Origin of the sequence: Acetobacter sp. DsW_059 (assembly GCF_002153695.1) — a bacterium.
In the GTDB taxonomy this organism is placed as follows: Bacteria; Pseudomonadota; Alphaproteobacteria; order Acetobacterales; family Acetobacteraceae; genus Acetobacter; species Acetobacter thailandicus.
In genome coordinates this window covers 1-13,942 of sequence record NZ_JOPI01000016.1, presented here as the reverse complement: position 1 = coordinate 13,942, position 13,942 = coordinate 1, and the positions used below count along the sequence as shown (strand labels likewise).

Below are 13,942 nucleotides of genomic sequence, written 5' to 3'. Positions count from 1 at the left end.
TGGTTAAACAGTAAAATAACCAGTCTTCAGGCAGGCACTAAGCGCTCAGGCGTTGCCCGGTGCAGCTGATGCAGTCATCGTGCGTGGCCGTGGCGCGGGAAAGTTGATACTGGTCACCTTCCACTGCCAGTGCTGGATGCGCATATCAATTTCCAGCGGTGTTTCATTTTCGTGCCCCGGGAGATGAACAAGGGCAACGAAAAGATCAGGGCGTTCAAAATGGAACGTAGCCTGGCTGATCAGGCTGGCAAAAGAAAGATTGTGAGTAGCATGCTCCTGCGCAGAAGCGGGCAGAACCTCGTCAACCAGCGTGCCAAGATTTTGCTGTGAGACGTTAATATCAACAGCATTTGAAACGACCTCCGTTGCGAACGAAGAGCCAAATTCAGGCAGATCATCTGCCGCTGCGGGCAGCAGATGCATACCCGCCATCGCCTGCTGTTTGATAGAGGTATCGAGTTCTCCCCAGTTAATCATCTGCCCGAGAGAGACCATGTCATGTGTCTTCAGCGAGGATCCGATTGACCATAACGTCAGAAAAGGGGAGGCCAGATAGAGGCCAAATGCGGCTATTGATGCCCCGGCACACACCATGCGAGCCATGTGGCGTCCTGGCCGGGCTGCGAGCCGGGCACTTTGTCCGACAGAGGTGTAGTGGGTCATAATAACGCATTCCCCCTATATGAAAATTGCATAGCTATTCATAACAGACATGCAGGTCATATGCAAAGATAAGCTGCATACAATTTCGATTCTGTAAGGTATTTTTTTAAGGGTGTAGCAATATTTTCTTAATCGCCTGCCAGGGTGTTCTGTGGCAGGTGCAAAGTTATTCTCAGGCGTGGCAATGAAAGGTTAACATTATGATGGATACTGAGTTTACTGAGGAAGAAATTCAGCGTTATTCCCGTCATATTCTGCTGCCTGAGGTTGGGGGAACAGGTCAGCTCGCGCTCAGGAAGGCTTCTGTTCTGGTCGTGGGGGCAGGGGGACTTGGCTCACCTGTTGCATTATACCTTGCTGCCGCAGGGGTAGGTCGCATTGGTCTGGTTGATGATGATGTCGTTGAGCTGTCAAACCTGCAAAGGCAGGTTGTGCATAACACGGCAGCTGTGGGCGAACAGAAGGTTGTCTCAGCAAAGGCGCGGCTGCTGGCGCTGAATCCTGACATTACCGTAGATGCCTGGAATGTACGTTTATCAGAACAGACCTGTGATGAGATTATCGGGCGTTATGATCTGGTTTGCGACGGGTCTGATAATTTCTCCACCCGTTACCTGGTAAACGCTGCCTGTGTGCGGGCACGTCGTCCACTGGTGTCAGCGGCAGTGCAGCGCTTTGGCGGGCAGCTTTCGACCTATCGTCCCTGGCAGGGCGGGCCCTGTTATCATTGTCTTTATCCGGAGACTGATGGTGACGCCGCCGGGTTAAGCTGTAGCGAGGCAGGTGTGTTTGGTGCTGTGACTGGTGTGATGGGCACCCTGCAGGCGACTGAAGCGCTCAAAGAAATTCTGGGTCTTGGGGAGAGTCTGTCAGGCCGGTTGCTGATGTGGGACGCCCTGAGTACACGTTTTACGACGATTACTCTGAATCAGGATCCGTCCTGTCCGGTATGTGGTGGTAAACAGGAGATATCAGAATGAAAAAAGCGGCATCTTCTCACATGGGTGTTCAGACATTTTCTTCCTCCGGTGTGGGGCAGAATATGACTGGTGAAGATAGAAACGGGAGAATGCAGCATTCTCCGGCTATTGCCCTTATGCTTGTCGAGGCCCGCTATGAGAGGATTCATGCTGCTCTGATGCTGGCTGTTACGGCCTGCGCACTTGGGCAGCGCGTCATATTGTTTGGCATGGGCAGTGGCACTCGCGCGTTTTGTAAAGACTGGTCAGGGCTTGAAGAGAGTGAGCGTGAGGCAGGACGGCTTGAAGCCGGAGTTGCCGGTATTGAAACCCTGCGTGAGGCGCTGTTTGAATTTGATGAGGCTTCTTTTCATGTTTGCGACTCCGGGATCAGGAGTATGAAAATTTCTGAAGATCAGTTGTGTGATGCGGTTACGGTTATGGGGCTGCCTGGTTTTCTTGAACTCTCTCAGGGTGCCAGGCTGGCAGTTTTCTAGGTAAAATGGCGTGGTGCAGTGTTATAAAAATACAAATTTTCATGAAGACTCTTGTCGTCTTTGCTCTCTCTTGGCAGGGATGCTGCTATGATGTCTGAAATTCTGTTGTCTCGCCATTTGCGTTTGTACGCTGCCCTGGGGACTCTGGGGTGTGTTGTCGCTGCTTCTGATGTCTTTGCCGCAGCGCAAAGTACTTCGTCGCACCCTTCTCATGCTGTGCATCACAGGAACCCGAAGAAACACTCATCCGATAAAAAAGCCGTTCCGCCGGCGAAGAAACATCAGAAAACAGCAGCTCACCATGATGCGCATAAAGCGCACTCTGCACCTGTTGTGCATCATTCTGCTGTTCACAGGAAGCATGCCGTTGCTGCTGCTGGTGCGGGCGCAGTTGCTGCTGCTGGTGCCGCTGCTGCGGTGCAGAAGGCGGAGAGCCCCTCTGCTGCTGCTCCGCCTGTGCCTGACGTGCCTCAGACGCCTGAAGCCCCTAAAGGCACAGTTACCGGCCTGCCATTGCCACGCTATGCGTCCCTGCGTGCTGACGAGGTGAATATGCGTGCAGGCCCCGGGCGGCGTTTTCCTATTCTGTGGGTTTATCATCGCCGTAGCATGCCACTGCGTATTGAGCGTGAGTTCGATGTATGGCGTCTGGTCGAAGATGAAAGTGGCCAGAAAGGCTGGGTGCAGCAGGCTGTTGTTTCCGGCAGCCGGTCTTTTGTTGTGCCAGGTGAGCCGCCTGGGGATGAAAGCCCCATACCCGATAAAGTTGATAAAAATGGCAATAAAATTCCGGTTTCAGGCCATATGGACAGTCGCGTAACAGGAAGTGTGACAGACCTTGCAGAGGCTAAAAAAATCAAGCAGGCTGTCTTCCTGAAGAAGAGTCCTGAAGAGTCGTCAGCTGTTGTTGCGGTTCTCAGGCCAGGTACGGTCGGATCAGTAAAAGAATGTGCCGCAGGAAGTGACTGGTGCAAAGTCTCCGTCAGACCATATAGTGGCTGGGTACTGCGCCGCGATATGTGGGGGATTGATGCAGGAGAAGTCATTACTCCTTCCTGAGGCAGAGTACGGCAAAATAAGGACAAGAAATGTCGATACAACACGCCCTTCATTGTCGGACCAAGATTGTAGCAACCTTGGGCCCGGCATCCTCTGATTATGAGACCATTCGTGATCTGGCTGTTGCCGGAGCCGATGTGTTCCGTTTTAATTTCTCGCACGGTTCACACGAAGATCATGCAGCGCGACACGCTATAGTCAGACGTGTTGAGGCTGAACTGGGTGAACCAATCGGCATTCTGGCAGACATGCAGGGTCCAAAGCTGCGTGTTGGTAAATTTAAAGATGGTAAGGTCACGCTGCAAAGCGGTGCTCCTTTCCGTTTTGATCTTCACGATGAGCCGGGTGATGAAACCCGCGTACAGCTGCCTCATCCTGAAATTATCCGGGTGGCCCGTCCTGGCAGTCGTCTGCTGATGGATGATGGTAAACTAGCCGTCGTTGTTGAAAAAATCGGACCGGACTGGCTCGAAACCCGTATTGAAATTGGCGGCGTTCTCTCTAACCACAAAGGGGTGAATGTTCCTGATGTGGCACTGCCTATCCCGGCTCTGACCGTTAAAGACCGCCGTGATCTCGAGTTCGCACTCAGCCTTGGTGTTGATTATGTTGCGCTGTCATTTGTGCAGCGCCCTGAGGATGTCAGCGAGGCCCGTGCTCTGGTTGGTGACCGTGCAAACCTTCTGGTTAAGCTCGAAAAACCTCAGGCTATGGAAAATCTCGAAGCTATTCTTGAGCTGACAGATGCCGTGATGGTGGCCCGTGGTGACCTTGGTGTTGAGCTGCCACCTGAGAACGTCCCACTTGCACAAAAGCGTATTATCCGTCTCGCCCGTAAACTGGGTAAGCCGGTTGTTGTTGCAACACAGATGCTTGAAAGTATGATTTCGGCACCTACGCCAACCCGTGCTGAGGCCTCTGACGTGGCTACGGCTGTGTTTGATGGTGCTGATGCGGTGATGTTGTCAGCTGAATCTGCTGCCGGTCAGTATCCGCGTGAAGCTGTGCGGATCATGAACCGTATCATCTGGCGCATTGAGCAGGATCCTGAGTGGCAGGCATCTATGTCTGTTGCGCGTCTGGCACCGGAAGATTTTGTTGCTGATGCTATCGCCGGTGCAGCACAGCAGGTTGCTGACACGCTGAAAGCCTCTGCCATTGTAGCGTATACGCATCGTGGTGCGACAGCGTTCCGTATTGCACGTGAACGTCCTCTGTGCCCTGTTCTGGGCATAACACCAACACATGAGGCTGCGCGTCGTATGGCACTTGTCTGGGGTGTCAGAGCTTTCCTTGGCGGGCAGGGTAAATCTGTCACCAGTGTTGAAAGTATGGTGGACGTTGCGCAGGATGTCGTCGCGAAGGCAGGCGTTGGCAGCTCAGGTGGCTCTATTGTTATTGCAGCAGGGTTGCCCTTTGGTGTTGCCGGGTCAACTAACCTGCTGCGTGTTGCTAAAATTCCCTGACTGATAAAGCGTTACTGAGAGTTTTTGGGTGCCTGACAGGCTGTTTTTCCGGTTTGTCAGGCACTTTTTTTAAGAAATACAGGCAGTAATGTAAAAAGCCCGCAGGCTATCGAGACAAAGAGCGGCAGCCCGTTTGATGTCAGGCCCATGGCAGTACTCGCCGCTTCAGGGCCAATAAAGGTGCCGGCACCCCAGGCGACTGAACTCACAGCATAAATTGCGACAAGGTCTTTCCCCTGGTATCGGCTGCCTACAACAGTCATAACAATGGTGTAGAGGCCAGCGAACAGCCCATCCCATATAAACAAAATCACATAGGCCCAGGGCTGATGTGCAATGCCGACAGGCCAGAGCAGTGCACCCAGGCAGGAGAGTGTGCCAAGTGCAATAAGCAGATGGCGGCGGCTGATGCGGTCACCAAGCCAGCCAAGCGGGAGCTGAAAGCATATTGCCCCAAGCAGCATGGCAGACAGTAAAAGAGTAGCCTGTTTTTCAGGCCAGCCATTTTGCATGGCATAGAGGGACAGAAAAGAAGAGCCTGATGCCTCGAGCATAGCGAGCAGCAATGTTGCACTTATAGCTATCGGAGCAAGGGCAATATAACGCCACAGAGCGGTATGCTGTGTTGATTCATGTTTCTGAGGTGTCTGAACCCATGGCATGGCGATCAGACCAAATGTCAGTAGCAGCAGGCCCGAGGTTATAAGAAAGGGTGTGAAGCTATGGCGATCTGTTAAGCCCAGCAGCAGTGGCCCGAGGGCAAAACCAGCTGACATCATAGCACTGTACAGACCCATAGTACGGGTACGCACAGTGTCCGGTGTCATTTGATTTAGCCAGCTTTCTGAAAGAATGAGCAGGGTTTCCGTTGCCATGCCCATGCCAGTGCGCAGCGGGAACCAGAGAGACGCAGAGGTGATGAACGGAAATGCCAGTAAGACGCATGCCAGGAAACATAATGCAAGCATGACAGGGCGGCGCGGGCCAAACTGCACAGCAATGCGAGGCAGGAAAGGAGCGATAAGCAACACACCAAGAGCATGCATCATGGCGTTAATAGCAACAGTTTGTGTGCTATACCCGCGTTCTGTGAGCTCCAGCATGAAAAGTGGCCCGCTCAGCCCGTATGTCAGACCAAAAATGACAGCAACCATCATCAGGCAGCCTGATGTGATGGTTGCCAGCCGGGCGGAGGGAAGTGTGGTGTCAGACATGATCTGGTAAGGCCTTTGCTCTGCCTGAGCTTTAGTCTGAGCAGATCAGTGCCGGTTTTTCCTTATCGGGTAATCGTTAAAAGATATTGTTCAGGCACTGGCAGCCAGAGCAATGCGGCGTTTCATTTCTGCGATAACGGCTGGTAGTCCATCAAAAATAGCCTGTCCGATGAGAAAATGACCGATGTTGAGTTCTCTGATTTCTGGCAGAGCCGCAATCGGGCCGACATTTTCCCATGTCAGACCGTGTCCTGCATGCACTTCAAGGCCGAGAGTATGCGCTGCCGTTGCTGCGTTTTTTAAGCGTGTCAGTTCACCCTGGTGGCCCTCAGCATATGCGCCTGTATGGAGCTCGATGACCTGGGCTCCTGTTTTATGGGCTGCTTCAATCTGTGCCATGTCCGGGTCAATGAAGAGAGAGACACGAATACCCTTATCGATAAGTCTCTGCACCTGAGGTGTCAGGGTGCTCAGATGCCCCGCAACATTCAGACCGCCTTCAGTCGTTAACTCCTCACGGCGTTCAGGTACGATGCAGCAGGCATGAGGTTTGAGCGTGCTGGCAATCTGTACCATTTCAGTCGTCGCGGCCATTTCCATATTGAGTGGAATTTTCAGGGCATCACGCAGGCGGGTCAGGTCTGCATCGCGAATGTGACGACGGTCTTCGCGTAAATGAGCAGTAATACCATCAGCCCCGGCGTGCTGAGCCAGCAGGGCGGCAGCGACCGGGTCGGGGTGCGCTCCGCCACGTGCATTACGTACAGTGGCAACATGGTCGATATTAACACCAAGGCGCACAGCGGGGCGAAGGGCAGAAGTCATGAATATGTCTTTCTGTTATGAACCAGTGTGCTGGCCAGGCGAATGGCCGCCAGCAGGCTTGACGGGTCAGCAATGCCTTGGCCTGCAATATCAAAAGCTGTGCCATGATCGGGCGAGGTGCGGATGATGGGCAGGCCGAGCGTAACATTCACACCTTCGGCCATATCAAGGGTTTTGAGCGGGATAAGCCCCTGATCATGATACATGCACAGGGCGACGTCGTAGTTTTTGCGTGCCTGAGGTGTGAAAAGTGTATCTGGCGGGAAAGGTCCTGCCACCGCCAGCCCTTCATTTTGAAGCGTTTTGATAGCTGGCAGAATAATATCGCGTTCTTCTGTGCCCATCAGTCCGTTTTCACCGGCATGAGGGTTAAGGCCAGCCACAGCAATGCGGGGTGAGGTAATGCCAAATTTATGACGCAGGTCATATGCGGTGGTACGGGCTGTTTTGATAATCAGCTCCGGGGAAAGCTGGGAAATAGCTGTTTTGAGCGATACATGCACTGTGACGGGTACAACCCGTAAGGACGGGCCAGCAAGCATCATGACATCTTCACCCGGGGTATGACACAGCTCAGCCAGGTAAGAGGTATGGCCAGGATGAGCAAAGCCTGCCTGTTTGAGTACATCTTTACTGATAGGGTTTGTAATCAGTGCTGTCGCGGCATCAGTCTGCACGAGCCTGACAGCCTCGCTGATACTGGTGATGATGCTTTCAGCATTACGGCTGTCAGGCTGGCCCTGCACCGCAGGGGTGTTAAGTTTCAGGGGGATAACCGGTACAGCGTGTGCGAAAACAGCCTGGGCCTGAGATGGTTTTTCAATAATTTGTACCGGTACACGTCCTGCCAGTAGTTCTGGCGCACCGAGAAACACAAATGCCGGCCCCTGATTGCGCAAAGCCTGCCAGGCCCCGATTGTTATTTCGGGGGCGATACCAGCAGGGTCACCCTGTGTCAGAACCAGCATAATATGCTTCTCCGTTATGTCAGGCGGGGGCCTGGCCTGTCAGGGCATAAAGAACGCGGATCCATGAACGGATGCCTTTATGGAAACTGCTCAGGTTATATTTCTCATTGGGTGAGTGAATACGGTCGTCATCAAGACCAAACCCGATTAGCAGGGAGGTCATACCCAGAGCCTGCTGAATTTCAGTGACAACGGGAATAGATCCGCCACATCCTGTAATGGCTGCAGGTTTCTGCCATTCGGCTTCGAGGGCGGCGAGGGCAGGGGGAAGAAATGGCATGTCAGGAGCGACCATGCTGGCCTGTGATCCGCCATGACTTATAAATTCTGCTGTGCAGTCAGCGGGCAGGCGGGCCAGCACATGAGCACGAAATGCCGCGCGGATTTTCTCAGGATCCTGATCGCCAACCAGACGGAAAGAGACTTTTGCAGAAGCTTTTGAGGGCAGAACGGTTTTAAAACCTTCTCCTTCATAGCCGCCGCTGATGCCGTTAATTTCAAAGCTGGGTCGGCTCCATGTCTGCTCAAGAGCTGAGTAACCAGCTTCACCAGCGGGAATGCTCAGACCAACAGGGCTAAGACTATCACCTGTTTCAGAGGCAATTTCACGCCATTGTGCCCGTGTTTCTTCAGGGATAACAGGCACGCCCTCGTAAAAATCAGGCAGGGTGACGCGTCCGGTTGCGCCGTCACGCATGTCAGAGAGGATGTCACACAGTACCTGAATGGGGTTGCGGGCGGCATTGCCATACATGCCGGAGTGCAGGTCACGCTTAGCGGCTGTCAGTGTAACCTCTTCGCCGGTCATACCACGCAGCATGGTGGTGATCGCCGGCTTGCCACCGCTGAGCATGTTGGTGTCGCAAATCAGGGCAACATCAGCTTTTAGTTCATCTTTGTTAGCCTGAAGGAACGGCAGCAGGTTTTCTCCGCCGGATTCTTCCTCACCTTCAAGAAGAATGCTGACATTAAGAGGCAGAGTGCCGCATGTGGTTTTAAGTGCTCGGCAGGCCTCGATAAAGGTCATAAGCTGGCCCTTATCGTCAGCGGCTCCACGTGCCGTTATTTCTTTTTCGCCAGAAGGTGTCGTGACGATAGCTGGCTCAAAAGGGTCAGAATGCCACAGGTTTAGCGGGTCAACAGGTTGTACATCATAGTGGCCATAAAACAGCACATGAGGAGCATCTGCCGGGCCTTTGATGTGAGCAACAACCATCGGGTGGCCAGGCGTGTTGCGTACACTGGCCTCAAACCCTGTGTCTGTCAGGGTTGCGGTAAGCCATTCAGCAGCTTTTCGGCAATCAGGTGCATTTTCAGGTCGTGTTGAAATGCTGGGTATACGCAGCAGCTCAAAAAGACGGTTCAGGCTGACATCAAGGTCTTTGTCGGCCTGGAGCAATGCAGCATTGAGTGTCATGAGTGTTGGTCGTCCTGTTGTCTCAAAAAATAATAGGGTCAGTGGCCGGGCTGATGAATACCAGCCTGTGACCTGTGGTGTGAAAAGTGGACTAAGGCCTAAAAAGCCTCAGGCGAAAACTGGTTGAGAAAGAGATACAGCAAATTGGGCATGAAACCAAAGGAGACCATCGTTCGGGCCGAGGGGTTGATCAGGCTATACCACACAGGATCAAAATGTTCAGAAATCATAATCTGATCAGGCAGATTGCGATTGCTGAGCAGAAAATGTCTGAAGGGTGACAGTGGCTGTGTGTCAGGGGATAAGCCGCAGTTTTTATAGTAAACAGCCGGGTTGAAAAAAATATGGCCTGAGAGGTGCTCTTTGTCGCCTGCGCGCAGATAATGGTCATATCCGTTGGCATAGCCGCCGGCAGTCAGGGCCTCATCAGAAAGATGAGGGTTTTGTGCACGGTAATAGCGCTCGGAGAAGAGATAATGAGGCGATTCAGTCCGGTAGCCATGCGCACAATAATGCTCGAAGCCTGAACGCAGGGCGCCGCTGCTCAGGGCCTGCTGGGCGTCTGAACTATTCTGGCGGTACCATTCTTCATGAAAATAAGGGTTGGGTGAATGACCTGAAAAAGCCCCTTCTTTGTGGTACCAGCTTTGAAGATTATCATCGGAAGACCGGAGCAGGTCTGCCCCGAGCACCTCTTTGTATTCATCGCGGTACCAGGCTGCATCAAATTTATGCCAGAGTGCTGCGTCAGGAGCTGTGGTCATAGACTGACTTTCTGTTTTTCAGAGAGAGGGTAGAATAGCTTGTGTTTCTATAAAGATGTGGAACTCAGACGGTCACCTTTCGTTCCTGCCATAGTTTTGCAAAGTCGATCTTTTGTATGATGACAGGCAGAAAGCCGGCCTCGCGGCTGAGAGTGGAAAGAACATGCCGTGCTCCCGGAAAGAGTATATGCGGAGCATCAACCAGGAGTTGAGGTTCCAGACTTTCGGGGGTGGAGTTCACAAGCGTGAAAATGCCTGCATAGGTGAGAGAGGTCTCGAAAAATGTAGTGGGTTCTTCGCCTGCAGGCGGGTTGCTGCTTTGCCCGCGGCACTGCAAAATAAGCTCAACCTCAAAATCTGGCTGGTCTTTCGTCAGCTGGCTGGCCCGTACATCAACAATGATGGCCATGTGGGGCCGCTCTTTAGCGATGTTATAAATAGCAGGTGCATTCATAACCTGAAATGTGACGGATTTATTATACTGAAGGCCTGTCAGTATTTGTGGTTTCCTCTGTGGCTCAGTATAACCTTTATGGGAGGACCCGGACTTTCTTTTATGGCGGGACATAATTATAAAAACTCCCTGTTCCTTATGTATGGCCGTCTTGTTTTTTGTTGCTGAAACGAGACCAGAATTCTGAAAATACTGTATAGCAGCAACATAACGCCTTTTCGAGTCTGCATCGGTAAAGCATTGTCAGAAAAGATGTCCGATCTTTTGCAGAAAGGGTAAAGACATAAAAGAAAGATCATATCTTTCTTGCCGGTGGCCCTGTATGAAGAGGGCTCCCTTGTCCTTTTTTCAGGTGTAAGGTTACAAGAAAAAACATGATCAGGTTGTTTGTAGTTATCCCTTTCCTGCTTGTTTTGCTGGTATTTTGTGCCAGTAATCAGGACCCTCAGAATATGTGGCTGATGATCTATACCTGGCGGTGCTCGCTTGGTGTGTTCGCGCTCGTAGTGTCAGCGATAGCGTTTCTTATCGGCGCTTTTTGCTTCTGGGTGTCTGAGCTTGGGCAAAGGCGGCGCGCGCGCAAAGCTGAACAACGTGTGAAAGAGCTTGAGGCTCAGCTTCTTAAGGTGCAGGCCGCGAGTATTTCTGATGTCGCACCTGCCGCCCATACACCTGATTCTTTAACAGAAGAGTCTGTCAGAACATGAAACGTCATACCGGTCTTATCGTTGCTCTTGATACGCAGGATGTTGCTCAGGCACGCGCCTGGGCAGGTGCCGTGGGGCCTGCTGCCGGAGCTGTGAAGCTGGGGCTTGAGTTTGCTTATTCAGCCGGGCTTGACGCGATGGCAGAGGTTGCGGGTGGCGTACCGCTTTTTCTCGACCTGAAACTGCATGATATTCCTAATACTGTGGGTTCAGCAGTGCGGGCATTATCGCATTTGCGCCCGCGTTTGCTGACACTGCATGCCTCTGGCGGCCGCGCCATGATGGAAGCCGCACGCAAAGCCTGTGATGAGGCCTTTCCTGAAGGGGAGAGACCAGCTCTGCTGGCCGTGACAGTGCTTACCAGCCTTGATGATCCGGCCCTTGCAGAAACAGGTGTGAATGATACCCCACGCAACCAGGTGCTGCGTCTTGGTAAGCTCGCCGTTTCTTCAGGAATGGATGGTCTGGTGTGTTCGGCTCATGAACTCAGTCCGTTGCGTGACGCGCTGGGGGATGCACCTTTGCTGGTTACACCTGGTATTCGCCCGGCAGGTAGTCAGGCCGGCGATCAGAAGCGTATTATGACGCCTGCGCAGGCACGTGATGCCGGCGCCGACTGGATTGTTGTGGGGCGCCCTGTTACCCAGGCTGCTGACCCGGCCGAAGCAGCCCGTGCGATTGCGGCAGAGCTGGCAGGTTAACCCATGATACAGCCCGGCAGCCTGACGCGCAGAGGTGTTAAAATTTGTGGCCTGACAGAAGAGGCTGGTTTTGATGCCTGTGTTGAGCATCAGGCTGACTGGGTTGGTTTTGTTTTTTTTGATCGTTCACCGCGCAATGTGGCCCCGCAGCGGGCACAGGCCTTATCATTACGTCATGCCGGCGGGCCTGAGCGGGTAGGGTTGTTTGTGCACCCTGAGAATGATGACATAGCCCGTGTACTGGACTATGTTTCGCTTGATGTTCTGCAGGTTTATGCCAGTCCTGCACGGGTGAGTGAGATACAGCAGTGTTTTGGGTTGCCTGTCTGGCTTTCATATGCCGTTACCCGGCGGAGCGACCTGCCGGAGGCAGAGATGTTGTCTGCTGACCGGCTTTTGATCGAACCTAAGCCACCTGCTCAGTCTGATCGTCCTGGTGGTAATGCTGTTACGCTTGACTGGTCTGTTCTGACTGGCTGGACCCCTGATTTTGAATGGATGCTGGCAGGTGGTCTGACACCGCATAACGTGGCTCAGGCTATTGGGCAGACGGGCGCACCTGCGGTTGATGTGTCCTCCGGTGTTGAGGTCTCCCCTGGGCAAAAAAGTCCTGAAGCGATTAAGGCTTTTATCAGAAATGCCCGCTATGATGCTTTTTCTGTCTGAAATGCCCTGAGAAGTGAAAATTTCTCTTGCCAGTTTCGTCAGGCTTGCTATTACCGGTGCGCGCCGGAGAGATGGCCGAGCGGCTTAAGGCGCACGCTTGGAAAGCGTGTGTACGTTAATAGCGTACCGAGGGTTCGAATCCCTCTCTCTCCGCCATACTCTTATAAAATATCCAATAAAAACAAAGAGATAACGACTTTCCCAAAATCGTTACCCCTCTTTTACCCCCTCTTAAAACGATCGCTAGGGCGGCTTGCGTCCTCTTAATCCCCTTTGTGCTTTGGTGTGACTAACACACCGGAGGGCGTGGGATGGCAGACCATGCATACCCATCCCTCTGGCGGGTCATAATCATCTGCCCGCTTATACCATTCCTGACACCCACAGACTGAGCAGGGGCCGTCTCCTGTTAGTCTGTTATCTGACTTTGCAGGACCACCACTAACGAAGAAGCGCGGCGGCGGGTCTGCTTTATCATGCGGGTAAGGGGCCATCATGCGATGGTGCCGGTCGCTCCATTCCCACCCCAGACTTTCCAGCCAGGGCTCTGTTGCAAAGTTGGTTTCCTTGGCCTGAAATTACTTTGGTTTTGGCGTGGAGCGGTTGTCATGAATGATTTCAAGGGTCGTCATTTTCGTGGTGAAGTGATCCTTTGGGCAGTGCGCTGGTATTGCCGCTATGGGATCAGCTATCGCGACCCTGAAACTATGTTGGCCGAGCGGGGTGTGGGCGTTGATCATTCTACGATTTACCGTTGGGTTCAGCGTTATGCGCCCGGGATGGAAAAGCGTTTACGCTGGTACTGGAAGCGTCCCGGCTTTTCTCGCAACTGGTGTGTTGATGAGACCTATGTCAAGGTGAAAGGGCGGTGGACTTATCTGTATCGGACCGTCGACAAGGACGGTGATACGATTGATTTCTACCTCTCCCCCCGGAACGCCAAAGCTGCCAGACGTTTTCTGGGCAAGGCCATAAACGGTCTGAAGGAGTGGGAGAAGCCAGAGACGATCAATACGGACAAAGCACCGACCTGTGGCATAGCGATTGGCGAACTCAAAAAGGATGGTAAATTGCCTGACACGGTGCAGCACCGTCAGGTCAAATATCTGAACAATGTGATCGAGGCGGATCACGGCAAACTCAGGCAGCTGATCAGGCCGGTTCGTGGCTTCAAAACTCTCAGGACCGCCTCTGCAACTATCAAAGGTTTTGAAATCATGCGGGCACTGAAAAAGGGACAGGCTAAATTCTTCCAGTTTCAGGAGGGTATCATGGGACAAGTGCGCCTTATTGAAAGACAGTTCGGAATTTATACATCCTAAAAAACCCGAAAATCAGCCCCCCATCAGCTTGCTTCCAAGTTTGCAACAGAGCCGAAAAAAGAGGTATTTCACGTAAAGAATTTTTAGATGAACATAATACGTTAGATTATTATAAATATGAATTTATACAAAGTAATATAAGATAATAAGAAGGTATTACTGATAATATTTATAATAATATGTAAAAATTAATTCTATTCCAACTTTATTTTTTGTAAAATAATACAGTTTCTTATTGAGTAAAATAAAATGTTAATAAT

The 13,942-nt window shown here is 52.2% G+C and carries 16 protein-coding genes and 1 tRNA gene; 9 read left to right on the top strand and 8 right to left on the bottom strand.

Annotation, left to right across the window (positions count from 1 at the left end; all coding sequences use genetic code 11):
* Window positions 1-45: 45 nt before the first annotated feature.
* Window positions 46-663: a DUF2939 domain-containing protein gene (locus HK25_RS04430; protein WP_086635446.1), complete on the bottom strand. Its 618-nt coding sequence runs from the start codon at window positions 661-663 to the stop codon at window positions 46-48.
* 203 nt (window positions 664-866) lie between these two features.
* On the opposite strand from HK25_RS04430, the gene HK25_RS04425 reads away from it, so the two are divergent.
* From HK25_RS04425 to pyk, 4 genes are all read left to right on the top strand, one after another.
* Window positions 867-1,643: a molybdopterin-synthase adenylyltransferase MoeB gene (locus tag HK25_RS04425; protein ID WP_086635445.1), complete on the top strand. Its 777-nt coding sequence runs from the start codon at window positions 867-869 to the stop codon at window positions 1,641-1,643.
* Entirely contained in the window at window positions 1,640-2,119 is a 480-nt protein-coding gene (locus tag HK25_RS04420) for a DsrE family protein (RefSeq protein ID WP_086635444.1), read from the top strand. Before HK25_RS04425 ends, HK25_RS04420 begins: the two co-directional genes overlap by 4 nt.
* Window positions 2,120-2,206: 87 nt before the next feature.
* Window positions 2,207-3,178: an SH3 domain-containing protein gene (locus HK25_RS04415; RefSeq protein ID WP_233127684.1), complete on the top strand. Its 972-nt coding sequence runs from the start codon at window positions 2,207-2,209 to the stop codon at window positions 3,176-3,178.
* Window positions 3,179-3,207: 29 nt separating this feature from the next.
* Window positions 3,208-4,644: a pyruvate kinase gene (gene pyk / locus HK25_RS04410; protein ID WP_086553695.1), complete on the top strand. Its 1,437-nt coding sequence runs from the start codon at window positions 3,208-3,210 to the stop codon at window positions 4,642-4,644.
* A gap of 56 nt (window positions 4,645-4,700) precedes the next feature.
* Here pyk and HK25_RS04405 read toward each other — a convergent pair whose 3' ends face one another.
* The 6 genes from HK25_RS04405 to HK25_RS04380 all read right to left on the bottom strand — a co-directional run bounded on the left by HK25_RS04405 (window position 4,701) and on the right by HK25_RS04380 (window position 10,400).
* Complete coding sequence (locus HK25_RS04405; protein ID WP_086635442.1) at window positions 4,701-5,858, bottom strand: MFS transporter; 1,158 nt, start codon at window positions 5,856-5,858, stop codon at window positions 4,701-4,703.
* 90 nt (window positions 5,859-5,948) lie between these two features.
* Window positions 5,949-6,683 carry a pyridoxine 5'-phosphate synthase gene (locus HK25_RS04400; RefSeq protein WP_086635441.1) on the bottom strand — a complete coding sequence of 245 codons (735 nt, stop codon included), beginning with the start codon at window positions 6,681-6,683 and terminating at the stop codon, window positions 5,949-5,951.
* Entirely contained in the window at window positions 6,680-7,651 is a 972-nt protein-coding gene (pdxA, locus tag HK25_RS04395) for a 4-hydroxythreonine-4-phosphate dehydrogenase PdxA (RefSeq protein ID WP_086635440.1), read from the bottom strand. The genes HK25_RS04400 and pdxA overlap by 4 nt, the downstream gene beginning before the upstream one ends.
* A gap of 19 nt (window positions 7,652-7,670) precedes the next feature.
* Entirely contained in the window at window positions 7,671-9,068 is a 1,398-nt protein-coding gene (locus tag HK25_RS04390; protein WP_086635439.1) for a dipeptidase, read from the bottom strand.
* Between the two features lie 98 nt (window positions 9,069-9,166).
* Window positions 9,167-9,832 (bottom strand): glycosyl transferase, encoded by a 666-nt coding sequence (locus tag HK25_RS04385; protein WP_086635438.1) that lies wholly within the window; start codon window positions 9,830-9,832, stop codon window positions 9,167-9,169.
* Window positions 9,833-9,896: 64 nt separating this feature from the next.
* On the bottom strand, window positions 9,897-10,400 hold the full coding sequence (locus tag HK25_RS04380) for a protein-export chaperone SecB (protein ID WP_086553722.1): 504 nt from the start codon (window positions 10,398-10,400) through the stop codon (window positions 9,897-9,899).
* Window positions 10,401-10,660: 260 nt separating this feature from the next.
* Here HK25_RS04380 and HK25_RS04375 point away from each other — a divergent pair, with 260 nt between their 5' ends.
* The 4 genes from HK25_RS04375 (at window position 10,661) to HK25_RS04360 (ending at window position 12,516) form a co-directional block, all read left to right on the top strand.
* Window positions 10,661-10,993, top strand: a complete 333-nt coding sequence (locus tag HK25_RS04375) for a lipopolysaccharide assembly protein LapA domain-containing protein (RefSeq protein WP_086553701.1) — start codon at window positions 10,661-10,663, stop codon at window positions 10,991-10,993.
* Complete coding sequence (pyrF, locus tag HK25_RS04370) at window positions 10,990-11,694, top strand: orotidine-5'-phosphate decarboxylase (protein ID WP_086635437.1); 705 nt, start codon at window positions 10,990-10,992, stop codon at window positions 11,692-11,694. Before HK25_RS04375 ends, pyrF begins: the two co-directional genes overlap by 4 nt.
* 3 nt (window positions 11,695-11,697) lie before the next feature.
* Window positions 11,698-12,360: a phosphoribosylanthranilate isomerase gene (locus HK25_RS04365; RefSeq protein WP_086635436.1), complete on the top strand. Its 663-nt coding sequence runs from the start codon at window positions 11,698-11,700 to the stop codon at window positions 12,358-12,360.
* A 65-nt stretch (window positions 12,361-12,425) separates the two neighbouring features.
* Window positions 12,426-12,516: transfer RNA gene (locus HK25_RS04360), tRNA-Ser, on the top strand.
* A 107-nt stretch (window positions 12,517-12,623) separates the two neighbouring features.
* On the opposite strand, the gene HK25_RS12775 is transcribed toward HK25_RS04360, so the two are convergent.
* Window positions 12,624-12,857 carry a hypothetical protein gene (locus HK25_RS12775; RefSeq protein ID WP_143295959.1) on the bottom strand — a complete coding sequence of 78 codons (234 nt, stop codon included), beginning with the start codon at window positions 12,855-12,857 and terminating at the stop codon, window positions 12,624-12,626.
* A 111-nt stretch (window positions 12,858-12,968) separates the two neighbouring features.
* On the opposite strand from HK25_RS12775, the gene HK25_RS04355 reads away from it, so the two are divergent.
* Window positions 12,969-13,682, top strand: coding sequence for an IS6 family transposase (locus HK25_RS04355; protein WP_086635511.1), 714 nt, complete (start codon window positions 12,969-12,971; stop codon window positions 13,680-13,682).
* Window positions 13,683-13,942: the final 260 nt, after the last annotated feature.

What these genes read in the sequence shown, in the direction of transcription:
- HK25_RS04420 (WP_086635444.1), top strand. Translation starts at nt 1,640, where the DNA reads ATGAAAAAAGCGGCATCTTCTCACATGGGTGTTCAGACATTTTCTTCC.
- HK25_RS04415 (WP_233127684.1), top strand. Translation starts at nt 2,207, where the DNA reads ATGATGTCTGAAATTCTGTTGTCTCGCCATTTGCGTTTGTACGCTGCC.
- HK25_RS04375 (WP_086553701.1), top strand. Translation starts at nt 10,661, where the DNA reads ATGATCAGGTTGTTTGTAGTTATCCCTTTCCTGCTTGTTTTGCTGGTA.
- HK25_RS12775 (WP_143295959.1), bottom strand. Translation starts at nt 12,857, where the DNA reads ATGATGGCCCCTTACCCGCATGATAAAGCAGACCCGCCGCCGCGCTTC.
- pyk (WP_086553695.1), top strand. Translation starts at nt 3,208, where the DNA reads ATGTCGATACAACACGCCCTTCATTGTCGGACCAAGATTGTAGCAACC.
- HK25_RS04355 (WP_086635511.1), top strand. Translation starts at nt 12,969, where the DNA reads ATGAATGATTTCAAGGGTCGTCATTTTCGTGGTGAAGTGATCCTTTGG.
- HK25_RS04425 (WP_086635445.1), top strand. Translation starts at nt 867, where the DNA reads ATGGATACTGAGTTTACTGAGGAAGAAATTCAGCGTTATTCCCGTCAT.
- HK25_RS04390 (WP_086635439.1), bottom strand. Translation starts at nt 9,068, where the DNA reads ATGACACTCAATGCTGCATTGCTCCAGGCCGACAAAGACCTTGATGTC.
- pdxA (WP_086635440.1), bottom strand. Translation starts at nt 7,651, where the DNA reads ATGCTGGTTCTGACACAGGGTGACCCTGCTGGTATCGCCCCCGAAATA.
- HK25_RS04405 (WP_086635442.1), bottom strand. Translation starts at nt 5,858, where the DNA reads ATGTCTGACACCACACTTCCCTCCGCCCGGCTGGCAACCATCACATCA.
- HK25_RS04365 (WP_086635436.1), top strand. Translation starts at nt 11,698, where the DNA reads ATGATACAGCCCGGCAGCCTGACGCGCAGAGGTGTTAAAATTTGTGGC.
- HK25_RS04430 (WP_086635446.1), bottom strand. Translation starts at nt 663, where the DNA reads ATGACCCACTACACCTCTGTCGGACAAAGTGCCCGGCTCGCAGCCCGG.
- HK25_RS04400 (WP_086635441.1), bottom strand. Translation starts at nt 6,683, where the DNA reads ATGACTTCTGCCCTTCGCCCCGCTGTGCGCCTTGGTGTTAATATCGAC.
- HK25_RS04380 (WP_086553722.1), bottom strand. Translation starts at nt 10,400, where the DNA reads ATGTCCCGCCATAAAAGAAAGTCCGGGTCCTCCCATAAAGGTTATACT.
- HK25_RS04385 (WP_086635438.1), bottom strand. Translation starts at nt 9,832, where the DNA reads ATGACCACAGCTCCTGACGCAGCACTCTGGCATAAATTTGATGCAGCC.
- pyrF (WP_086635437.1), top strand. Translation starts at nt 10,990, where the DNA reads ATGAAACGTCATACCGGTCTTATCGTTGCTCTTGATACGCAGGATGTT.